Origin of the sequence: Neobacillus canaveralius, assembly GCF_047237705.1 — a bacterium.
GTDB classification, from domain to species: domain Bacteria; phylum Bacillota; class Bacilli; order Bacillales; family Cytobacillaceae; genus Neobacillus; species Neobacillus niacini_K.
Window position 1 is genome coordinate 3,131,388 of record NZ_JBDFLL010000001.1, and the last position, 19,897, is coordinate 3,151,284.

Here is a 19,897-nt window from a genome sequence, read left to right on the forward strand (position 1 = left end):
TAGGAGGGAGACCATCTCCCTCCTTTTCATTATTAGAGTCTCAAAAAATATAGGCAGGTGTATATCATGTCAACATCATGGTGGAAAAAAGCAGTAGTATATCAAATTTATCCAAAAAGTTTTTATGATACGACCGGTAATGGTACCGGCGATATTCAAGGAATCATCAAAAAGCTCGACTACTTAAAGGAGCTTGGTGTAGATGTTCTTTGGCTTACTCCGATCTATAAATCCCCACAAAAAGATAATGGTTACGATATAAGCGATTATTACAACATTCAAGAGGAATACGGTACGATGGATGACTTCGACCAGCTTCTTGCAGGAGCACACAAGCGCGGAATCAAAATCATTATGGATATTGTCATCAATCATACATCCACTGAACATGAGTGGTTCAAACAAGCAAAATCTTCAAAAGATAATCCATACCGCGATTTTTATATATGGAAAGATGGTAAAGACAACCTCCCTCCTACCAACTGGGAATCCAAATTTGGCGGATCCGCTTGGCAATGGGATGAGACCACAGGACAGTATTACCTTCATTTATTTGATGTTACCCAGGCTGATTTAAACTGGGAAAATCCAAAAGTTCGTGAAGCTTTATATGAAATGATGCATTTTTGGCTTAAAAAAGGTGTCGATGGCTTCAGACTAGATGTTATCAATTTGATATCCAAAGATCAGCAGTTCCCTGAGGATAACAGTGATGGACGTAAATTTTATACAGATGGTCCTAGAATCCACGAGTACCTCCATGAGATAAACCAAGAGGTATTTTCAAAATATGACATCATGACTGTTGGTGAAATGTCTTCTACTTCTATTGATAATTGCATTCGCTACACGAACCCACGTGAAGAAGAGCTCAATATGACGTTCAGCTTCCATCATTTAAAAGTGGATTATCCGAATGGAGAAAAATGGACGAAAGCGGATTTTGACTTCCAAGCTTTGAAAAACATTCTGTCTAATTGGCAGGTTGAAATGAATAAAGGCGGCGGCTGGAATGCCCTCTTCTGGTGCAACCATGACCAACCGCGTGTTGTCTCTCGTTTTGGTAATGATCAACAGTATCACAAAGAATCATCCAAAATGCTTGCAACGACCATTCATATGATGCAAGGAACTCCTTATATATACCAAGGGGAAGAATTCGGAATGACCAATCCCAAGTTTGACAAGATTGAAGATTATCGAGATGTTGAGTCATTAAATATCTTTGAGATTAAGAAAAAAGAAGGACTGCCAGAGCAAGAGATTATCGAGATTTTAAAACAAAAATCCCGGGATAATTCTCGCACACCAGTTCAATGGAATAAGCACGAACATGCTGGTTTTACAACTGGCACTCCGTGGATTCATACGGCGGCTAACTATAAGGAAATTAATGCAGAAAATGCCATGCAGGATTCAGATTCTGTGTTTTATCATTATCAAGAACTCATCGGCTTACGGAAAGAATATGACGTCATCACGAACGGGGATTATGAATTGATTTCCGAAGACGATGAATCAATCTTTGCATTTGTACGCAAAACAAAAAATGAAATGCTGTTGGTTATTAATAATTTTTATGGAAAAGACATTGTTTATGCTCTCCCAGTGGGGTTAGACATTGATGGACTGACAAGCAGTGTGTTACTCTCAAATTATGAGGACTCAGCACCGCTTGAGAAAGCAATACCGTTACGCCCATATGAGTCCATTGTTTATCATTTGAAAAAATAATGGGAGATTTTTATGACAAATAAGTATCAAATAATCTTTAATAATATTGTGGATCAGATTAAAAGTGGGGAAATTCCACCAAATTCCCTTCTCCCCTCTGAAAATGATTTAAAGGAACAATTCGATACTTCAAGAGAGACGATTAGGAAGGCCTTAAACCTGCTCGCTCAAAATGGTTACATTCAAAAAGTAAGGGGTAAAGGTTCAATTGTTATTGATATTAATAAATTTGATTTTCCGGTTTCTGGCCTAGTTAGTTTTAAAGAACTAGCCGATAAAATGGACAAAAAGCCAAGGACGATTGTCAATGAGTTATCGTTAATTTTTAAGCCGGATGCCTATATCAAGCAACAGCTTCAGCTTTCGAGTAAGGACCAAGTATGGAAAATCGTTAGAACACGGGAAATTGGCGGCAAGAAAATCATTCTTGATAAAGATTATCTTGCTGCAAAATACGTCCCTTCTATTACAGAGGAAATTTGCGCAAACTCGATTTATGCCTATCTTGAAAATGACTTAAACCTAAAGATTAGCTTTGCAAAAAAGGAAATCGTCGTAGAGGAACCAACTGCTGAAGATCGTTCATTTTTGGACCTGGATGGTTTTCATAATATTGTCGTCATCAAAAACTATGTATATTTAGAGGATGCAAGCCTTTTTCAATATACTGAATCCAGGCACCGTCCTGACAAATTCAGATTTGTCGACTTTGCCCGTAGAACGCAATAAAAACCTCAAATTATTTTGAGGTTTTTTTGCTTCCCTTCAACTCGAAAAATATATATTATAGGGAATCAAAAGTTGTCTTTGGTGCCTCACTGAGTGAGAATAGTTGATTCGAGGGAATCAAAAAGCGTCATTGGTTCCCCACTAAGTGAAATAAGCAGATAAGAGGGAATCAAAAGTTATTTTTGACTCCCTGCAAGGAGAAAAAAGCTGATTTGAGGGAATAAAAAGCTACTTATGCTTTTCTATTCCTTAGCTCAACTACAATAAAAAGGTCCTTATAAAATTTCTCTACTCTCTCAATCTTCAATCCACGAGATGTAAATGCCTTTAATGTTTCTCTATTCAGACAGCAGCCATCGCAGATTTTTTTCCACAGAGGTGTTAGCCCTTCCTGCATGGTGTTAAGCACGGTATTTTCCATCTTGACGTGTTCAAATAATAGTATTTTACCGTTAGGTTTACACACCCTTTTTATTTCATCAATAGCCTCTTCGGCATTAGGTATCGTACAAAAAACAAGAGTTGCAACGACGGTATCAAATGTATGATCTTCAAACGGAAGCCTCTCTGCGCTCGCATTAACCATCTCAATTGGTACCGCTGCTAATTTAAGCTTTGACAGTGATTGGTCGATCATATACTGACTCGGTTCAATGGCGAGGACATGTTCAGCATTTCTATACAAAGGAAAATTAACTCCAGTTCCTGAACCAATTTCAAGCACCTTCCCTGTCGCGCTTTTAAGCAGGTCCTGACGTACCCTTTTAAACTTCTTTCGTTCCAAAGGTCCCATAAAAAAATCATACCATTTTGGAAATGTACTACTCAACAACTTCAACTCCTACTCTATGTGCTAGTGTATCTACTATTATTATCACTTCTTCTACCTTAAAATCTAGTGGTAACGTAAAAAAAATTTTCATATATTATTATTCTCAGATAATAATCCAATCCTTTGCACCCTTTTGAACATATTATATTATAAAAAATATGGACGAGGTGTTGAAATGAAAGATCACCAAACAGTTATATCCATTTTGGGAAGTGCTGGCGGGGTCGCAAAATCTATTCTTTCCATTTTGAATAATTCAGCAAGTGATACGAAAGATCCTATACATCAATTTATGGCAAATAGTGCGATTCACTTAATTGATCATAAACAAAAGGATCCCCAATATTATCAAAGTCTAGTTCCAAATTTAACCAAACAGATTACCTACCATCAGTTCGACCTTAAAGATAAAGTGCAGTTGAAAAACCATTTGACCAGTACGAATACAAGTATTGTGATTGATGTTTCATGGGCCGATACGGTTGAAATGCTGCAATGCTGTGACCAGCTGGGGATCAAATATATTAATACTGCTCTAGAAAATACATTTATTGATGACCATGAAGAACAATTCGCAGGCTTTCCACTGATAGAACGAATACATCATTTTGAAAAACATAAGGACACTTTTAAAAATACAACTGCCATTGTATGCTCTGGTATGAACCCAGGAGTGGTACAGTGGATGGCATTTGAACTGATGAAACAACATGGGGATGAACAACCGCTGGGCTGCTACATTGTCGAGCACGATACATCTTTTTTCAAGAAGAAATCACAGGCAAAAAAGGATGTCATCTATACAACTTGGTCCCCTGAATGCTTCCTAGACGAAGCTATTTTGTGTTATCCAATGTTCATGAAAAAAGGTACACCGCTTTTTTTATATGAAAACGTTTATGATATCGAATTTAAAGTAACCTTAGGGAAGAAAACTTTCTACGGTTGTTTAATGCCACATGAAGAAGTTTATACGTTAGGCAAGCTATTCGATATGGAAAGTGGATTTTTGTATAAGGTAAATGACCATACCACTAAAATTATCCGCGAACATATAGATGACTCAGATGTTTTGTGGGATTTTGAAATGAAAGTACTCGATCCCCTGGTTGCCCCATTGACTGGTGAGGATTTAGTCGGAGTATTGCTAGTTTATCCAGATAAAGAGCGCTATATTTATAACGTGCTGGATAACGAAAGTATCTTTGCTCAATATAAAACAAATGCCACGTACTTCCAGGTTGCATGTGGGATTTATGCTTCCCTATCCGTCCTCTTGCTTGACCAAATACCAAATGGTGTTTATTATGTTGACGAGTTATTACTAAAAACAAACAATAAATATGGCCAATATTTAACCTGCTATATGAAGGATTTTGTTATTGGAGAAAATACCAAAACTGACGGATTGCTTTTAGACCGTATGAGAGATTTTCAGGATTTGTAAGAGCTCAAAAAAGGTATTGGTTCTATTTTGAACCAATACCTTTAAATAGTAATTTATTTATTTTTGATCCCAAAGATAGTCTACTACAGCTTGGTACTCATCTGCTGATAAAGAAGCAGGAGCACTTTTTGGCATATTCTTTTCAACAAATGCTAAGAGATCCTCTTTTGTTTTAAAATCTCCATGAATTTTGGCACCATCAAGCTTCGCTTGACCACCTGTAATGTCACCAGAACTGTGGCATGTAATGCAGCTCTGTTGGAAAACTTCATTGCCTGCTAGAGATGTTGATGTTGAATCACCTGTAGTACCAGAATCCTCATCCCCGCTGGAATCTTCACTGCCAGCTGTTTCTTCCGTTGCCGGTTCATCACTTGTAGTCTTTTCATCATTCCCGCAAGCTGCCAATAGCGCAAGCAGTAACATAAAAAATACAATACTTAAAATCTTCTTCAACCCTAACACCTCTTTTCTATTTTTTATAGCACCGCCCATAACATTGGAGTCCTACTGCCTATGTAGCGAAAACTAGAAACATGGGCAAATCCTACCTTCATCTTATTTTCAGAATTCGCTAAATATACCTAGGTGAACGTGTGGTTAAATCAGAAATTTTTAGTGTGAGTCCGCCTCTTTTCCTAGTGTCAAAAATGGCCGATTTTAAAATAATTGTAGAAGGTTAATCGTACTAATACCCTTTTGGTGCTAATACAATAGAATATACGTTCGATAAGGAGGAGAGGATCTTGGTTAAACAGAATGATTCCTTCATTACAGATGAGATGGTGGTTAAATATTATGAGCTTAATAAGAAGAAAAAGGAAATTGAACTAGAAATGAATCAATTAAAGGACCTGTTTCAGGATTATTTTAATAAACTGGTAGGTCCTGATAATAAGGCCGAAATCACGATAAATGGCTATAAGCTGCAAAGGCAAATTAGGAAAATTGAAAAATATAATGAAGACGTTACCGTAAAAAGATTAGAAGAATTACAAATGAACGAACTGGTTCAGGTTGTTAAGAAGGCAGATGACGCAAAAATTAAATCCGCACTTCAATTGGGTTTATTAAGTGAAAACCATCTAGAAGGCTGCATCGTTACCTCTTACTCCCCTGCTATTTCTGTAAAAACGCTAACGCCAAGATAAAAGTAAAAGTCATTAGACATTTAAAACGTCTAATGACTTTTACTTTTTATTAAATTTCTATCCAAAATCTTCTTTTAAACTTTTTCAATTTCTGATAAATTAATAGAATGGTTTAATTGGAGGGGATATATTTTGACCACACTTGGTGCTTCTTTGTCGTATCCACGGACAAAAGGAATTTTATTAGTATTAATCGCGGCGACATCATGGGGTGTCTCGGGAACAGTGGCACAGTATCTATTTCATCAGCAAGGCTTCAGTACTAACTGGCTTGTGGTGATCCGATTACTTTTGGCCGGACTGGGTTTATTACTATATGCTCAAATAGTTGGGAAACAAAATATATGGAGTATTTGGAAAAATAAACAGGATGTTCTCCAGCTTGTTTTGTTTGGAATTATCGGTATGCTCGGTGTTCAATATACTTTTTTTATGGCTATAGAGCAAGGGAATGCTGCCACTGCTACCGTTTTGCAATACTTGGCACCGGTACTTATCGCCTTATATTTTTGCTTCCGTACCAAGTCTTTACCTGTAAACCATGAGGTAATGGCCATAGTGTTTGCGCTAGGCGGGACATTTCTGCTTGTCACAAAAGGTAATATCCATTCACTAGCGATATCCGGATCGGCGTTTGGCTGGGGGATACTTTCTGCATTTGCACTGGCTTTTTATACTCTTTACCCGGTAAAACTGCTCTCAAAATGGGGAACGACTTTAACAGTTGGATGGGGTATGATGATCGGAGGTATTGGTTTGAGTATCTTCAATCCCCCATGGAAATTTGAAGGTCACTGGTCACCTGCTTCTTTTATGGCAGTTGCATTTGTCGTTCTAGTTGGTACATTAATCGCGTTTCTCTGCTTTATGGAAAGCCTAAAATACATAAAAGCTTCTGAAGCGAGCCTTCTAGCCTGTATTGAACCGCTCTCTGCCGCCTTTCTAGCCGTAGCCTGGCTTCATGTTTCCTTTAGTCCAATTGAATGGCTGGGAGCACTATCTATAATTGCAACCATTTTTATACTTTCCGTAGTCAAACGGTAACGAGAAAAGCCATCTGAAGTATCAGATGGCTTTTCTCTATGATTATTTTACTCTTGCAAAACCAAATCCAGAGGCATAGTCATCTCCAGTTGTTGCACCATATCCGCCTTTAATGTCGTACAGCTTGGCTCTTCTTTGTAACTCAGAACGAAGCTGAGCGTTAGTCCAAGACAAATTAGATGACCAAATTTTTGCTGCTAAGCCAGATACATGTGGAGTAGCCATTGAAGTTCCACTGATCGTATTGTAATTTCCATCATACCATGTTGATTCAATCGCAGCACCAGGTGCAGAGATTTCTACATCTTTTTCTTGAATAACGTAATCACCGTCTGTTAATGGGTTACCACGGGATGAGAAATTTGCAACGCGGTAGGTGCCATTTTGCTGAACATTTTCTAAGGCTGCTACTGCAACAGCATTCTTTAAGGCACCTGGATAACCAATCGTATTGGCCGCATATCCGGAGTTACCTGCTGCTGCTACAACTAAAACACCCTTGCTATATGCATAATCTACTGCACTAGCAATCATCGTATCTTTTCCGCTAGAGCCGAGTGACATAGAAAGAACTACTTTTGAGCCTGTTCTTACTGCTTCATCCGCTACATGCCGAATTGCTCCTGCAATATCATCGGAATAACCTGATCCACTGTCCGTTAATACCTTATAAGCCCAAAGTTTCGCTTGTGGTGCTACTCCATAGATACCTAAACCATCAGAGGCCCCGTGTGCCAATACAGTGCCAGCGACGTGTGTACCATGTCCGTTTCGATCTGTACATGAATTATTAACAATAGGTGAAGATGACTGGGTGAAGTCTTTACATTGTTCTACGCTACCTACTAAATCGTAATGATTGATATACGTTCCAGTATCTAAAACAGCAACTTTAATCCCTGCGCCGCCTGATGTAACGGTAATACTTGGATCATTGTAAATCGCTTGCATTCCCCACGGTGTCCGGTCACTTGGAAGTGACGTAATGGCTGTTGTACCGATTTTGTCTTTTGAAGCATTGTCTATTCGATCCAATTGTACTTCTGAAACCTGCTCAATCGTTAAATTTTTATTATTTAGTAGAGCTTGATATTGTTTGGAATTGACAGTGGTTGAATATCCTTCATCGCCAAAATCCCATCGTACTCCAGTTGTTTGCTTTGCTTTTGCTTTTTCAGTACTTGGTCCCTTAATAAAGACTCGGTACGTTTCTTTTGAATCTGTGCCCTCACCGTAAGCGGCTGAGGCAAACAAAGAAACTCCCATAGTTAATGCAAGTAATGCTGAGGCAATCCTTTTTTTCTTTTTCATCTCATTTCCCCTCTCCTGCTATTTTTTATGTACAGCTTTCTTACGGCTGTAATATTGAGTTTATTTAGAAATTTCCAATTAATCAACATATTGTAAGTTGGGAAATAATATTAGATGTAAACGCTTTCTAAAAAGAAGAGGATTAAGATCAAATCAAAAAAATGTAGACAAAAAAACGAAGAAATCATAAGATTTCTCCGTTTTTATTTGGGACTATGCAGGAACGTTTGTATTGCAACCGCTAATACGAATATTGCAAGAAAAATACTGATATATCCACGGCGTTTTATCCCTTGTTTAAGCTCATCCAAACCTCCCGCTAAAATAAATGCGCTTAAACTCAACATCATGATAGGCTGTGCCACAAAATTTTTCGTTATTAATCCATATCCCGCTAATACTATAACAACTATTCCTAATATAATTCTTATTTTCTTTAACAAGGTAAACCCCTCCTGTTCCAATTGTACAATACAAAAGTAGAACCACAAAAGGAAAAAGCCGCCAAGTGACAGCTTTTAACAAGAAAGTTATTCTGATAATTTGCGGTATTGACCACCGAAATATAACAGTGGATCCCCTTCATTTACCTTAAGGTCAGTAACTTCACCAATAAATAAAACGTGATCTCCTGCCTCCACCTCGTTAAAAAGATCACAGGTCATGTTCGCAAGAGCACCTTGGATAACCGGCTGACCACCAAATTGCTCAAAGTTATAGGGAGTATCCTCTTTTATTTGACCTGCGAAACGCATCGATTCTGGTTGTTGATTGTCAGATAAAAAGCTAACTGCAAATTTCTTGGATTTTTGAATTAAAGGTAGCATTCTTGCTCTTTTATCGATGGATACAAGAATTAATTTAGGATTTAATGAGACAGAAACAAATGCATTCGCTGTCATCCCATGTGCTTCACCTTCTACTTCAGTTGATACAACGGTGATACCCGTTGCAAATTTCCCCATTGCATTTCGAAAAAAACGATCGTCCATTTCTCAACATCCCTTCTTTTTTACGATGAGTTGCTTACCTATCTAAATAGTTTTTCTAGCCCGAATATTCTTTCTTTATCTTATTATCTTTGCTAACTGGTGTCTAATATTCTGATTCTTACTTTTTTTATTCGATTTACACCTATTATATTCCTATTAATAAAACACAAATTGACTTTTCGGAATATTTAAAATACCATCGAAGTATCTAATGTTCTGGGGGTAAAGTATGAAGTTTGATGTGATTGTTGTAGGTGCTGGGCTAGCTGGATTAGTGGCAACAGCTGAGCTTATGGAGGCAGGTAAGAAAGTGCTTCTACTTGATCAAGAACCAGAGGCTTCCATGGGCGGACAGGCCTGGTGGTCCTTTGGAGGATTGTTTCTAGTTGATTCACCTGAACAACGGAGAATGGGAATAAAAGATTCACGTGAACTGGCCTGGCAAGATTGGCTCGGTTCAGCAGGCTTTGACAGAGAAGATGACGAAGACTTTGGGGTAAAAAATGGGCTGAGGCATATGTAGACTTCGCTGCCAGAGAAAAACGTGAATGGTTATATAAAATGGGAGTCCGTTTCTTCCCTGTAGTAGGCTGGGCTGAACGAGGAGGATATTTAGCTGATGGACACGGAAATTCTGTTCCGCGGTTTCATATTGTATGGGGTACCGGTCCTGGTATTGTTGAACCTTTTGTGAAAAAGGTCCGTAATGCCATGTCGTCAGGTCTTGTAGACTATCGACCTCGGCATCGTGTCAATGAATTGCTGATAGAAAATGGTGCTGTCGTTGGAGTGAATGGTTCAATCCTCATCTCTAGCTCAGCGGCCCGTGGCGAAGCAAGTTCCCGTGAAGTAATTGGTGACTTTGAATTCCACGCACAAGCGGTCCTTGTAACAAGTGGCGGAATCGGGGGTAATCATGATTTGATTCGAAAAAATTGGCCGCAGCGGCTGGGGAAAGCACCAAAAAACATGATTTCAGGTGTTCCTGATCATGTTGATGGCAGAATGCTATCAATTACCGAAAATGCTGGTGGCAGAATCGTAAACCGCGATCGTATGTGGCATTATACAGAAGGAATTAAAAACTGGAATCCGATATGGAGTTATCACGGTATACGTATCCTTCCAGGACCTTCGTCTATTTGGCTTGATGCAAAAGGGGAACGTTTTCAAGCGCCGAATTTCCCGGGTTTCGACACGTTAGGTACACTAGAAGCTATTCAGAAAACGGGATATGATTATTCCTGGTTTATTTTAACTCAGAAAATAATAGAAAAAGAGTTTGCACTTTCAGGTTCTGAACAAAACCCTGACCTTACTGGAAAGAGTATAAAAAAAGTATTGTCCCGTGTTCTTCCCGGACCTACAGCGCCGGTTAAGGCATTTATGGATAAAGGCGAAGATTTGGTCATTGCAGATAATTTAACGGAGCTTGTGCAGGGAATGAATAAGCTTACGGGTGATAACCTTCTAACCTTAAATGAGATTGAGCGGCAGATCGCTGCTAGAGACCGTGAGATGGATAATAAGTTTACAAAGGATCTGCAGGTGACTGCCATTCGCGGAGCACGCAATTATGTTGGTGATAAGTTGATTCGTGTCGCCTCTCCTCATAAATTATTAGAGCCTAAAAATGGTCCATTGATTGCGGTGCGACTTCATATTGTTAGTCGAAAGACATTGGGCGGTCTACAAACAGATTTATCTGGCCGGGTACTTGATTCAGCGGGTAATCCTGTGCCCGGCTTATATGCAGCTGGAGAAGTTTGTGGATTCGGAGGCGGCGGTGTCCACGGATACCGAGCTCTAGAAGGGACCTTCCTCGGCGGTTGTCTATTTACTGGCAGACAGGCAGGCCGTGCCATTGCAAAAGAATTTTAAAAATTAGAAGGATAATAGAATAAAAATGAAGAAATTGATAGTATAACTGACGGTGGGGTGTTAAAAACATGGGTATCAGCTCTGTTACTACTAGTTTACAATCACAAATAAATCAAGTTATTCCCTATAATCATAGATTAGCACCTCTATACATCCGACAAGCACTTTATTCTTTTATACCGGACGGAACAGAGCATATTTATGTAGTGGGGATTGGCTCTAGTCGAATTAATGGTGATAGCCTTGGCCCTTTTGTAGGAACAATGCTAAACAACTGTTTCACTGAACGCTTAACTGTCCTGGGAAATCTGCAATTCCCATTAGATGCTACAACACTAGTCCAGGAGGTAACTCCCATCACTTTTAGAAGAAATAGTTTTGTTCTTGCGGTGGATAGTGTCTTTGGGAGTGAAGAGATGGTGAACTCCATTGTTGTTAATGGTGGATCAATGGTTCCTGGCATTGGGCTTGGTAATATACTCCCTCCTATTGGAGATTGTAGTATTAAAGGTGTAATTCTCGAAAATGACCCTGCTTTGAAAAATTCACTTCTATGTACAGATCTTCATCTTGTTTACACCATGGCTGCGGCCATTGCTAAAGGTATCTCTCTAACAGTTAGACAATATTTTAAGTATCCATCCGATCACTCCATTTTGCAAATTAGCTAAATAAATAAAAGAGCATCTTTTTTATCGATGCTCTTTTACTTATTTATACTTCCTGGATCTCACCGTCAATAATAGTCATTTCAATATTTGTACTTAATAGCTCATCAGGATTTTCCAACTCAAATAGATTCTTAGAATACACCGTCATATCCGCTAATTTCCCTCTTGAAAACGTCCCTTTTAGTGTTTCTTCGTTTGTTGCGTAAGCCCCGCCAACTGTAAAAAGCTTAACTGCTTCAACCATCGAGATTTTCTGACTCTCATTCCAGCACTCATCCTTGCCAGGAGTTTTTCGAGTAACAGCAGCATGAATGCCAAGCAATGGATCAACAGGTTCAACTGGGGCATCAGATCCTCCTGCACAGATAACCCCATTAGATAGTAATGATTTCCAGGCATATAAATAGGATTCACGCTCCTTACCAATCCGTTCAATTACCCATGGATAATCTCCGACAACAAACCTGGGCTGGATATCTGCCACGATGCTTGGGTCGGCTAATCGGGCGATTAAATCTTCTCTTACTAATGAAGTATGGATAATCCGATCACGATAGTTCACTTTTGGAAATTGATCTAAGATATCGAGAACATTCTCCAATGCCTGATCACCTATCGTATGGACGGCTATAGGCATGGATTGCGCACGGGCGTCTTTTACAATGTTAAAAAGAACTTCTTCTGTTTGCATGGCTTCACCAAATTGACCAGGTTCATCATGATATGGTTTCGAAAGCAATGCTGTTCTTCTTCCAAAAGCTCCATCTGCAAATATTTTAATAGCGCCGATTTGCAGTTTATTATTCCCAAAACCAGCAAACATTCCATTTTCCTTTAAAGCTGGGAGGTATGGATAATCAATCAAAAGGTTGCAGCGTAACCCTTTTTGTTCCTGATTGAGCAGCTCATCATACATCCGATACGTTTGCTGTAGGCCGCCTAAATATGCCGGGTCATTAGTATGTACACTGGTTAAACCTTTTTTTATCGCGAATTTCATGGCTTGTCCCAAACCATTTTTTAACTCATCATATGTTTTATCGGGGATATGTTTACTAACTAATTGGGAAGCCGACTCCAACAACAGCCCTGTTGGCTTTTTTGTTTGTGGATCGAGAGCCACCCTTCCACCCTGCGGTACCTCGATCGTTGGATGATAGTGGCTCATTTCAAGTGCTTTACTATTGACTAAAAATGCATGATAGCAAATCCTTTTAAGGTAAATCGGACAATGCGGTGCAACGTGATCTAATTCATCGATTGTTGGAATTGATCCTTCTGTAAACAGATTCTCATCCCAGCCCATCCCAATCAGCCATTTACCTGGAGCAACGGTATCCGCTTTTTGCTTTATTTTATCGAGCATTTCAGTTTTAGATGTTACCCCTGTTAAATCTAAGTCTAAAAAATTAAATGCCACACCTGACATGTGTAAGTGGCTGTCAATGAGTCCGGGTGTAACCATTTTCCCCTGCAGGTCAATTATTCTTGCCCCCGCTCTTCCCCATTGTAAGCTCATCTCGTGATGTGAACCTAAATCTAGTATCCTGCCATTCTCAATGACCACCGACTCCACCACTGGCTGGTTGGAATCAAGGGTATAAATGACACCATTTGTATAAATTGTCTTAGACACTTAGCCCCCACCTTGTACTTTAATATAATCTTGATGTTATTATAAATGAAAATACAATTTCAGGGAAAGAATTGCTATCTTATTTTCTTTGTGCCGGAGTTACGGTCACAATAGAAAAGAGCCCAAATTGGGCTCTTCGATTTTTCTAAACTAGCATTTGGAACAAGGTGCTGTCTTTATTTACTTCACGGTAAACAAATCCCTTTACCTTAATACGTTCAATCAATGGAAAGTAATCATCTTTGCACTTTAGCTCAATTCCTACTAAAGCTGGTCCTGTTTCACGGTTATTCTTTTTCGTATATTCAAAATGGCTGATATCATCATTTGGCCCAAGGACATCATCTAAGAATTCGCGTAAAGCACCTGGTCGTTGTGGGAATTGAACAATAAAGTAATGCTGAAGCCCCTCATATAACTTGGAGCGTTCTTTGATTTCCTGCATCCGACCGATATCGTTATTTCCACCACTTACGATGCAAACAACCGTTTTGCCTTTAATTTCATCTGTAAACTGATCCAGCGCGGCAATCGAGAGTGCACCTGTTGGTTCAACCACAATTGCATTTTCATTGTAGAGAGATAAAAGTGTAGTGCAGACTTTTCCTTCAGGTACCACTACAATATCATCAACAACATCTTTACAAATCTCAAAAGTCATTGAACCGACGGTTTTCACTGCTGCTCCATCGACAAACGGGTCAATTTCTTTCAGAGAGGTAACCTCTCCATTAAAAATTGACTCCTTCATCCCTGCCGCACCTTGTGGTTCTACACCAATTAATTGGGTATCTGGTGAAAAGTGTTTCATATAGGTACCGACCCCGGAAAGAAGTCCGCCTCCACCAATAGCTCCAAATAGATAATCAATTTTTTCAGGACAATCATTCAGCAGCTCAACTGCAACAGTACCTTGGCCAGCAATCACGTCTCTATCATCAAACGGATGGATAAACGTTCTATTTTCTACTTTGCTGCATTCCATCGCTTTTTCATATGCGTCGTCAAAGGTGTCCCCTACTAAAACAATCTCTACATTTTCCTTACCCCAAAATTTTACCTGATTCACCTTTTGTTTTGGAGTAGTACTTGGCATAAAAACTTTTCCGTTAATTTTTAAATGATTGCAAGAATAGGCCACCCCTTGCGCATGATTTCCGGCACTTGCACAAATAATTCCATTTTCTAATTCCTCAGGTGTTAGCTTTTTAATACGATTATAAGCACCACGGATTTTAAAAGAACGAACACTTTGCATGTCCTCTCTTTTTAAATAGATATGACAGTCATATCGCTCAGATAATAAGTGATTATATTGCAAGGGAGTTGGCGAAATCACATCCTTAATGGTGTGGCTGGCAATGATGATATCCTCTACTTGAACAGTTTTTTCTTTTTGGTCTACTTGTTGATTCATTTCACTTTCCTCCTCTTTTTTTGATCCAGCTAAATCGCCCTTATAAGGCATTCATATTTTTAAAAACAACAAAAAACCCGCCCCTTGTATAGGGACGAGTTTAACTCGCGTTACCACCCTACTTCCACAGCAAAAAATACAAGGCTGTGGCTCTCGATAAACGTATCTTAATGATACGTGTTCCCTTTAACGGCGGATTATTCCGGTTTAGCTTACTGTTCATTTTCAGCTACACATCTCGGAGATGATTTTCAGATAAGCGTTGCCATCGACTTTCAGCGTATGTCGACTCTCTTTGGACAATGTGCTTAACCTACTGTTCTCGTCATCAATTCGTTTTAAATTATTAATAAGATTATCACTGTAAAGCGACAGAGTCAATGTTTTTTGACTATTTTAATTATTTTGTTAATTTTTAAAGCGCTTTCATTGAAAAGTTCTTCACAAATCAATATCTTTCCCCTAGTAGAGTTACAATGGTATAATTTTCTCTAAATGTAAAACAATTCTGAATATAAGGAGAGTGTTAACTATGAATATACCATACAAAGGTACCACACCTACCGTGCATGAAAGTGTATTTGTCGCACCTGGCGCTTATATTATTGGAGATGTTACGATTGGAGAAGAATCGACCGTTTGGTTTAATGCTGTGCTGCGGGGAGATGATGGCCCTATCCTGGTTGGGAAAAGATGTAGTATTCAAGATAACTCCACGATTCATCTTTATGAAGGTTCTCCGGTAGAAATTGGAGACGATGTTACGATTGGACATAATGTTGTTTTGCATGGCTGTAAGATTGGCAGAAATTCGATTATTGGAATGGGGTCAACTTTACTAGATAATGTGGAAGTTGGGGAAGAATGTATTATTGGTGCAAACACGCTTTTAGCAGGTGGAATTAAAATCCCTCCTCGATCACTCGTTCTAGGTTCGCCAGGGAAAGTAGTCCGTGAATTAAATGAAAAAGACCTGCAAATGCTCAAATATTCCAGTGATAACTATGTGAAAAAAGGAAAAGAATATAGAGAAATATTGAAATAAGTAACACTTGAAAAAGGCAAGCATAATACTATGCTCACCTTTTGTCCCTGCAATGCGAAACGACTATACTTTATGAATACACTGTGCTTAGTCTTAGGGGCTTCCTTAACAAAATATTCAACTTACATTGAAGATTATTAAGGATATACGTCAACCTGATCCCAAGAAGCATTAACGAACTTATTAAGCTAAAAAGTATATTCAAAGTATATCCCTCCACACTGTAGTTTAGTGTTATCCAATAACACTAGGTCTATTATTTATCTGTGAAGATATTTTATTCAACAACTGGAAACCTTTACTTTGATAATGCTGTACGCAGAGTATTAGGAATAAAGAGTTCATCCCGGATTTGCGGATGGACTCTTTTGCTTTAGTGGATTCCCGGAAACCACCCTGGTGTGTGTATAATCGCTTGCCATAATGGATCTGGAATCACAAGCTGATCCTGGTTATTCTTTTTAATCTCCGTATTAATCTCATTTTCTTTACCCTCTTTTACTTTCTGAACCCAATCTGGATCAATGATGAGCTCACGTCCAAGGGCAATCAGTGGGACCCCTGTATGGAAAGCTTTTAAAGCCTCATCTGGAGTATAAATGGAACCAACTCCAATCACAGGTACTCTATCTCCAACGCGTTCATGAATAATTTCGATCCGTGAACGCGTATCGTCCACACCTCTTCTTGGAGTTGACCAGAAATCCTGCAGTGAGACATGCAGATAATCTAGATCCTTTTTGGCTAGTTCATCAATCAAGACAAGTGTATCAGCCATGGTAATGCCAGGTGTTTCAGCCTCTTCTGGAGAAAAACGGTATCCGACTATAAACGAACCCTTGGCTTTCTCAGCCACCACTCTCTTAACTTCATCCACAACAGCCATGGGAAAAGTTAACCGTTTTTCTAAACTGCCTCCCCAACGATCGTTACGACGGTTTGAATGTGGAGAGAAAAACTGTTGAATGAGATAGCCGTTTGCACCATGGATTTCTACTCCATCATAACCTGCTTCGATTGCACGGCGTGTTGTTTCACCAAAATCGCGAATAATGGAACTAACTTCTTGGTCAGATAATTCTCGTGGTACCGGCTTCCCATTACCTTCTACCGGGATATTGCTGGCACTAACAACATCACCATCCGGTACTAATTCAGGCGGCACCTGCCTGCCACCATGGAAAATTTGTAATATTGCCTTAGCTCCTTGCTCTTTAATAGCTGTGGCCAGCTTTTGTAAGCTAGGGATTAATTCATCCCGATCCCCGCCAAATTCTCCATGAAATCCCTTTCCATTGGCAGTAACGTAGGTACAAGCGGTAATAACCATCCCAACTTCATTAGAGCGTCTTGCATAATATTCTACCTCTGCCTCCGTAACAGTTCCATCATGATTGGATGACCAATTTGTCATTGGTGCCATCACAATTCGGTTTTTCAATTGGATTCCATTCTTAAATGTTAATGTTTCAAATAATGGTGCATATTTTGAATTCACCGCGTTACCCCCATTGATATATCTGTTTTTCACCTTTCTTATTTTCAGTTACTTTATTGAAATTAAACTTGTAAATAATACAAAAAAACACCATGCTTTTAGGCTAGGTGGAAAAGATGTTTGGAAAAAAACAGGCTCTACATTTAACATATCAAACCGGCATTTCTTTTAGATTACTTTTTTAAGGATATAACAGGTGCCATCTTCAGCAAATAATAAGCAGTTCCCTTTTTTTATATTGAAGTTGACGTTTTTTTTATCATAAATTAGTTTATCACTTATTATAAATTTTTCCAAATATTTACTAGTTGGATTGTAGATGATTTCCTGACTCTTCTTCGTTGTTACAAAACCTTTTGGTTCACATTTTCTTTCGGGTTTTAATTCGGCAAACCATTCACCATTAAGAAGAATAGATTGGACTGTAATTTTAAATTTACGGTTTTGAATCGACCATACTTTCCTGCAATTACACCGATGTATTTTACTCTTCATCTTCAAATACCTACTTTCAATAAAAATAAGTATGTCGATGAATTATATTCACACGGTAAACCAAATATTTATTATTTTAAAGGCTGCAAATAAGCCAGAGAAAAGGAGCTGCTGCCTAAGCAACAACCCCTGATGTTTAATTACTGTCCTTGCCCGCCGTTTGGTGTCACTCTGCGTACATGATCTTCTTCGAAATTGTTTTTACGAGCATTTTCAACTTTATCATTCAGTAATTGTTTTTGATCTACTTCTGATGAAGGGGAATACTTTTTCTTAGACATTTAAATCCTCCTATAAAATCAGTATTTTCCCCTCTTATTTTGTATTGTTTTATTAAATTTAATCATCGATATATTCAGGATTACGTAATGCTAAATAATAAAACCCATTGCAGCCGTTACAATACTTACGATTACTGAAGAAAAAACGTATAGACCTGCTAAAATTTTTTTATTTGATTGCAATAAGGTTATTGTTTCATAACCAAATGTCGAGAATGTGGTATAAGCTCCGCAAAAGCCAACTCCAACAAAAAACCACATCCAATCACTTATTTCATTTGTCAAATGAAGCTTATACAGAATCCCTAAGAGAAAGGATCCGGTAATATTTATTACCCAAGTTCCCAATGGAAAATTTCCAGGTTTCTTTTTGTTATTTATAAAATTGCCTAATAAATATCTACCTGCTGCGCCTAGGGAGCCTCCTATTCCAATTAACCAAATCAATGTGTTTCACCTTTTCTCTCAGTAATTAATGCTAATTTTAGACCTAAATATGCCAGGGTTAATCCCAAAATAATGCTAAATAATACATATATCGTTCCATAACCAGCTAGTCCATTTCGAAATAAAAGAATCGTCTCTACAGAAAAGGTTGAAAAAGTAGTAAATGACCCGGTAAAACCCGTTCCAATTAATAAAGTAACTTCCGGTTTTATATTTCTCTTGATAGTAATGAATGTTAGAAACCATCCGAGGAAAAAACAACCTGTGAGGTTTATCAATAAGGTACCCAGAGGAAATCCATTATCTATGTTTACCCATTCTCCTATCGCATATCTAGTTATTGCTCCAAAAAATCCTCCAAGCATCACAGAAATTAATTTCAATGCATTCAGCCTTCTTTCACAAAAATACCATACTTAATTCGAGAAGTTTTATCCTGATTTATTCACCAGCCAGATTTTATTTTATACAAAACATAGGAGATCAAAAGTGTAATAAATGAAAAAAGGAGCGCAATACTAGAAAATGCTAGTACATAGGTATTATATTGTGTTACTTTGACAATAAATCTATATGTATTTATATCGAAGAATCCAGTGACAAGGTTTGTAATAACCAGGCCGAAAAATATCATGAGTAATCCTCTTGCCGACCCATTAATGTCGGCTTTACTTAACGCTATATGTGAGGAAATACTGATAGTAAACAATAGAAAAATCCAAAATAACGGATTGAGTAAATTTTCAAATGTAAAGAGACTTTTAGTAATGACAAGTATTGCATCTCCGATTACGATTAAATAATCGCTATTATGAAGATCTGGAGAAACACGGGTTTGAATATATTCACTAAAAGTCTGATAGGATTCAGGTACCAATACATACATCCCCAGTATCAATGCACCAATTCCACTGAAAATAGGTCCCATTCCAATGAAAAAATTTCCAATCTGCTGATACATACTACCCGGATTATATTGGTGCTCTACATATCCGAGAACACCATTAGGATTGTTTAATTGTAAGAATTTAACTCTTTTGACACGATGTCCCCAAATGAAACACTGAATCAGGTGACCGAATTCATGAATTGGTGTACCAATCCAGGCAGTAGCCAATACTCCCCGTGGTCCAAATGCTTTGAATAAAAACTTATTCGAGTATTTTTCTAACACGCCTAATAAGAAACCAACACCCATTATGAATCCTAACAGGAGAAATAATTCTACTACACTTAACATTAGAGTATTAAAAAGAGACTCAAGTAATTTCACCTAGTCATTTTCC

20 protein-coding genes, 1 pseudogene and 1 other annotated feature are annotated in these 19,897 nt (G+C 38.3%); of the genes and pseudogenes, 8 read left to right on the top strand and 13 right to left on the bottom strand.

What is annotated here, in order from left to right:
- Positions 1-66: 66 nt before the first annotated feature.
- Both treC and treR read left to right on the top strand, forming a co-directional pair.
- Complete coding sequence (gene treC, locus ABC255_RS15680) at positions 67-1,734, top strand: alpha,alpha-phosphotrehalase (RefSeq protein WP_412994865.1); 1,668 nt, start codon at positions 67-69, stop codon at positions 1,732-1,734.
- Positions 1,735-1,746: 12 nt separating this feature from the next.
- Entirely contained in the window at positions 1,747-2,463 is a 717-nt protein-coding gene (gene treR / locus ABC255_RS15685; RefSeq protein ID WP_412994867.1) for a trehalose operon repressor, read from the top strand.
- 232 nt (positions 2,464-2,695) lie between these two features.
- Here the strand turns inward: treR and ABC255_RS15690 are convergent, their stop codons facing one another.
- Positions 2,696-3,292: a class I SAM-dependent methyltransferase gene (locus tag ABC255_RS15690; protein ID WP_412994869.1), complete on the bottom strand. Its 597-nt coding sequence runs from the start codon at positions 3,290-3,292 to the stop codon at positions 2,696-2,698.
- Positions 3,293-3,470: 178 nt separating this feature from the next.
- Here ABC255_RS15690 and ABC255_RS15695 point away from each other — a divergent pair, with 178 nt between their 5' ends.
- Positions 3,471-4,742: an S-adenosylmethionine decarboxylase related protein gene (locus ABC255_RS15695; RefSeq protein WP_412994870.1), complete on the top strand. Its 1,272-nt coding sequence runs from the start codon at positions 3,471-3,473 to the stop codon at positions 4,740-4,742.
- Positions 4,743-4,799: 57 nt separating this feature from the next.
- On the opposite strand, the gene ABC255_RS15700 is transcribed toward ABC255_RS15695, so the two are convergent.
- Positions 4,800-5,198 (bottom strand): c-type cytochrome, encoded by a 399-nt coding sequence (locus ABC255_RS15700; protein WP_412994872.1) that lies wholly within the window; start codon positions 5,196-5,198, stop codon positions 4,800-4,802.
- A gap of 290 nt (positions 5,199-5,488) precedes the next feature.
- Here ABC255_RS15700 and ABC255_RS15705 point away from each other — a divergent pair, with 290 nt between their 5' ends.
- Positions 5,489-5,893, top strand: a complete 405-nt coding sequence (locus ABC255_RS15705) for a hypothetical protein (RefSeq protein WP_412994874.1) — start codon at positions 5,489-5,491, stop codon at positions 5,891-5,893.
- Positions 5,894-6,025: 132 nt separating this feature from the next.
- Positions 6,026-6,937 carry an EamA family transporter gene (locus tag ABC255_RS15710; RefSeq protein ID WP_412994876.1) on the top strand — a complete coding sequence of 304 codons (912 nt, stop codon included), beginning with the start codon at positions 6,026-6,028 and terminating at the stop codon, positions 6,935-6,937.
- A 42-nt stretch (positions 6,938-6,979) separates the two neighbouring features.
- On the opposite strand, the gene ABC255_RS15715 is transcribed toward ABC255_RS15710, so the two are convergent.
- The 3 genes from ABC255_RS15715 to ABC255_RS15725 all read right to left on the bottom strand — a co-directional run bounded on the left by ABC255_RS15715 (position 6,980) and on the right by ABC255_RS15725 (position 9,240).
- A complete protein-coding gene (locus ABC255_RS15715; RefSeq protein ID WP_412994878.1) occupies positions 6,980-8,248 on the bottom strand; it encodes a S8 family peptidase in 1,269 nt (422 codons plus the stop codon).
- A gap of 203 nt (positions 8,249-8,451) precedes the next feature.
- Positions 8,452-8,691, bottom strand: coding sequence for a hypothetical protein (locus ABC255_RS15720; protein ID WP_412994879.1), 240 nt, complete (start codon positions 8,689-8,691; stop codon positions 8,452-8,454).
- Positions 8,692-8,778: 87 nt separating this feature from the next.
- A complete protein-coding gene (locus tag ABC255_RS15725; protein ID WP_412994880.1) occupies positions 8,779-9,240 on the bottom strand; it encodes a flavin reductase family protein in 462 nt (153 codons plus the stop codon).
- Positions 9,241-9,469: 229 nt separating this feature from the next.
- Between ABC255_RS15725 and ABC255_RS15730 the strand changes: the two are divergent.
- Together ABC255_RS15730 and yyaC are read left to right on the top strand one after the other, a co-directional pair.
- Positions 9,470-11,121 (top strand): annotated as a pseudogene (locus ABC255_RS15730) (FAD-binding dehydrogenase).
- 68 nt (positions 11,122-11,189) lie between these two features.
- A complete protein-coding gene (yyaC, locus tag ABC255_RS15735) occupies positions 11,190-11,792 on the top strand; it encodes a spore protease YyaC (RefSeq protein WP_412994882.1) in 603 nt (200 codons plus the stop codon).
- 43 nt (positions 11,793-11,835) lie between these two features.
- On the opposite strand, the gene ABC255_RS15740 is transcribed toward yyaC, so the two are convergent.
- Positions 11,836-13,428: an amidohydrolase gene (locus ABC255_RS15740; protein WP_412994884.1), complete on the bottom strand. Its 1,593-nt coding sequence runs from the start codon at positions 13,426-13,428 to the stop codon at positions 11,836-11,838.
- 145 nt (positions 13,429-13,573) lie between these two features.
- On the bottom strand, positions 13,574-14,845 hold the full coding sequence (gene ilvA, locus ABC255_RS15745; RefSeq protein ID WP_412994886.1) for a threonine ammonia-lyase IlvA: 1,272 nt from the start codon (positions 14,843-14,845) through the stop codon (positions 13,574-13,576).
- Positions 14,846-14,932: 87 nt separating this feature from the next.
- Positions 14,933-15,183 (bottom strand) — a binding site (T-box leader).
- A gap of 194 nt (positions 15,184-15,377) precedes the next feature.
- Here ilvA and ABC255_RS15750 point away from each other — a divergent pair.
- A complete protein-coding gene (locus tag ABC255_RS15750) occupies positions 15,378-15,890 on the top strand; it encodes a gamma carbonic anhydrase family protein (RefSeq protein ID WP_412994887.1) in 513 nt (170 codons plus the stop codon).
- A gap of 373 nt (positions 15,891-16,263) precedes the next feature.
- Here the strand turns inward: ABC255_RS15750 and ABC255_RS15755 are convergent, their stop codons facing one another.
- The 6 genes from ABC255_RS15755 to ABC255_RS15780 all read right to left on the bottom strand — a co-directional run bounded on the left by ABC255_RS15755 (position 16,264) and on the right by ABC255_RS15780 (position 19,851).
- The gene (locus tag ABC255_RS15755) at positions 16,264-17,388 is read right to left on the bottom strand and encodes an NADH-dependent flavin oxidoreductase (RefSeq protein ID WP_412994888.1); all 1,125 of its coding nucleotides are present in this window, start codon (positions 17,386-17,388) and stop codon (positions 16,264-16,266) included.
- 168 nt (positions 17,389-17,556) lie between these two features.
- A complete protein-coding gene (locus ABC255_RS15760; protein ID WP_412994890.1) occupies positions 17,557-17,883 on the bottom strand; it encodes a hypothetical protein in 327 nt (108 codons plus the stop codon).
- Positions 17,884-18,023: 140 nt separating this feature from the next.
- Entirely contained in the window at positions 18,024-18,164 is a 141-nt protein-coding gene (locus ABC255_RS15765) for a hypothetical protein (RefSeq protein ID WP_412994892.1), read from the bottom strand.
- Positions 18,165-18,254: 90 nt separating this feature from the next.
- Positions 18,255-18,611, bottom strand: a complete 357-nt coding sequence (gene crcB / locus ABC255_RS15770) for a fluoride efflux transporter CrcB (RefSeq protein ID WP_412994893.1) — start codon at positions 18,609-18,611, stop codon at positions 18,255-18,257.
- Complete coding sequence (gene crcB / locus ABC255_RS15775) at positions 18,608-18,994, bottom strand: fluoride efflux transporter CrcB (RefSeq protein WP_412994895.1); 387 nt, start codon at positions 18,992-18,994, stop codon at positions 18,608-18,610. Before crcB (ABC255_RS15775) ends, crcB (ABC255_RS15770) begins: the two co-directional genes overlap by 4 nt.
- A gap of 62 nt (positions 18,995-19,056) precedes the next feature.
- The gene (locus tag ABC255_RS15780) at positions 19,057-19,851 is read right to left on the bottom strand and encodes a hypothetical protein (RefSeq protein WP_412994897.1); all 795 of its coding nucleotides are present in this window, start codon (positions 19,849-19,851) and stop codon (positions 19,057-19,059) included.
- Positions 19,852-19,897: the final 46 nt, after the last annotated feature.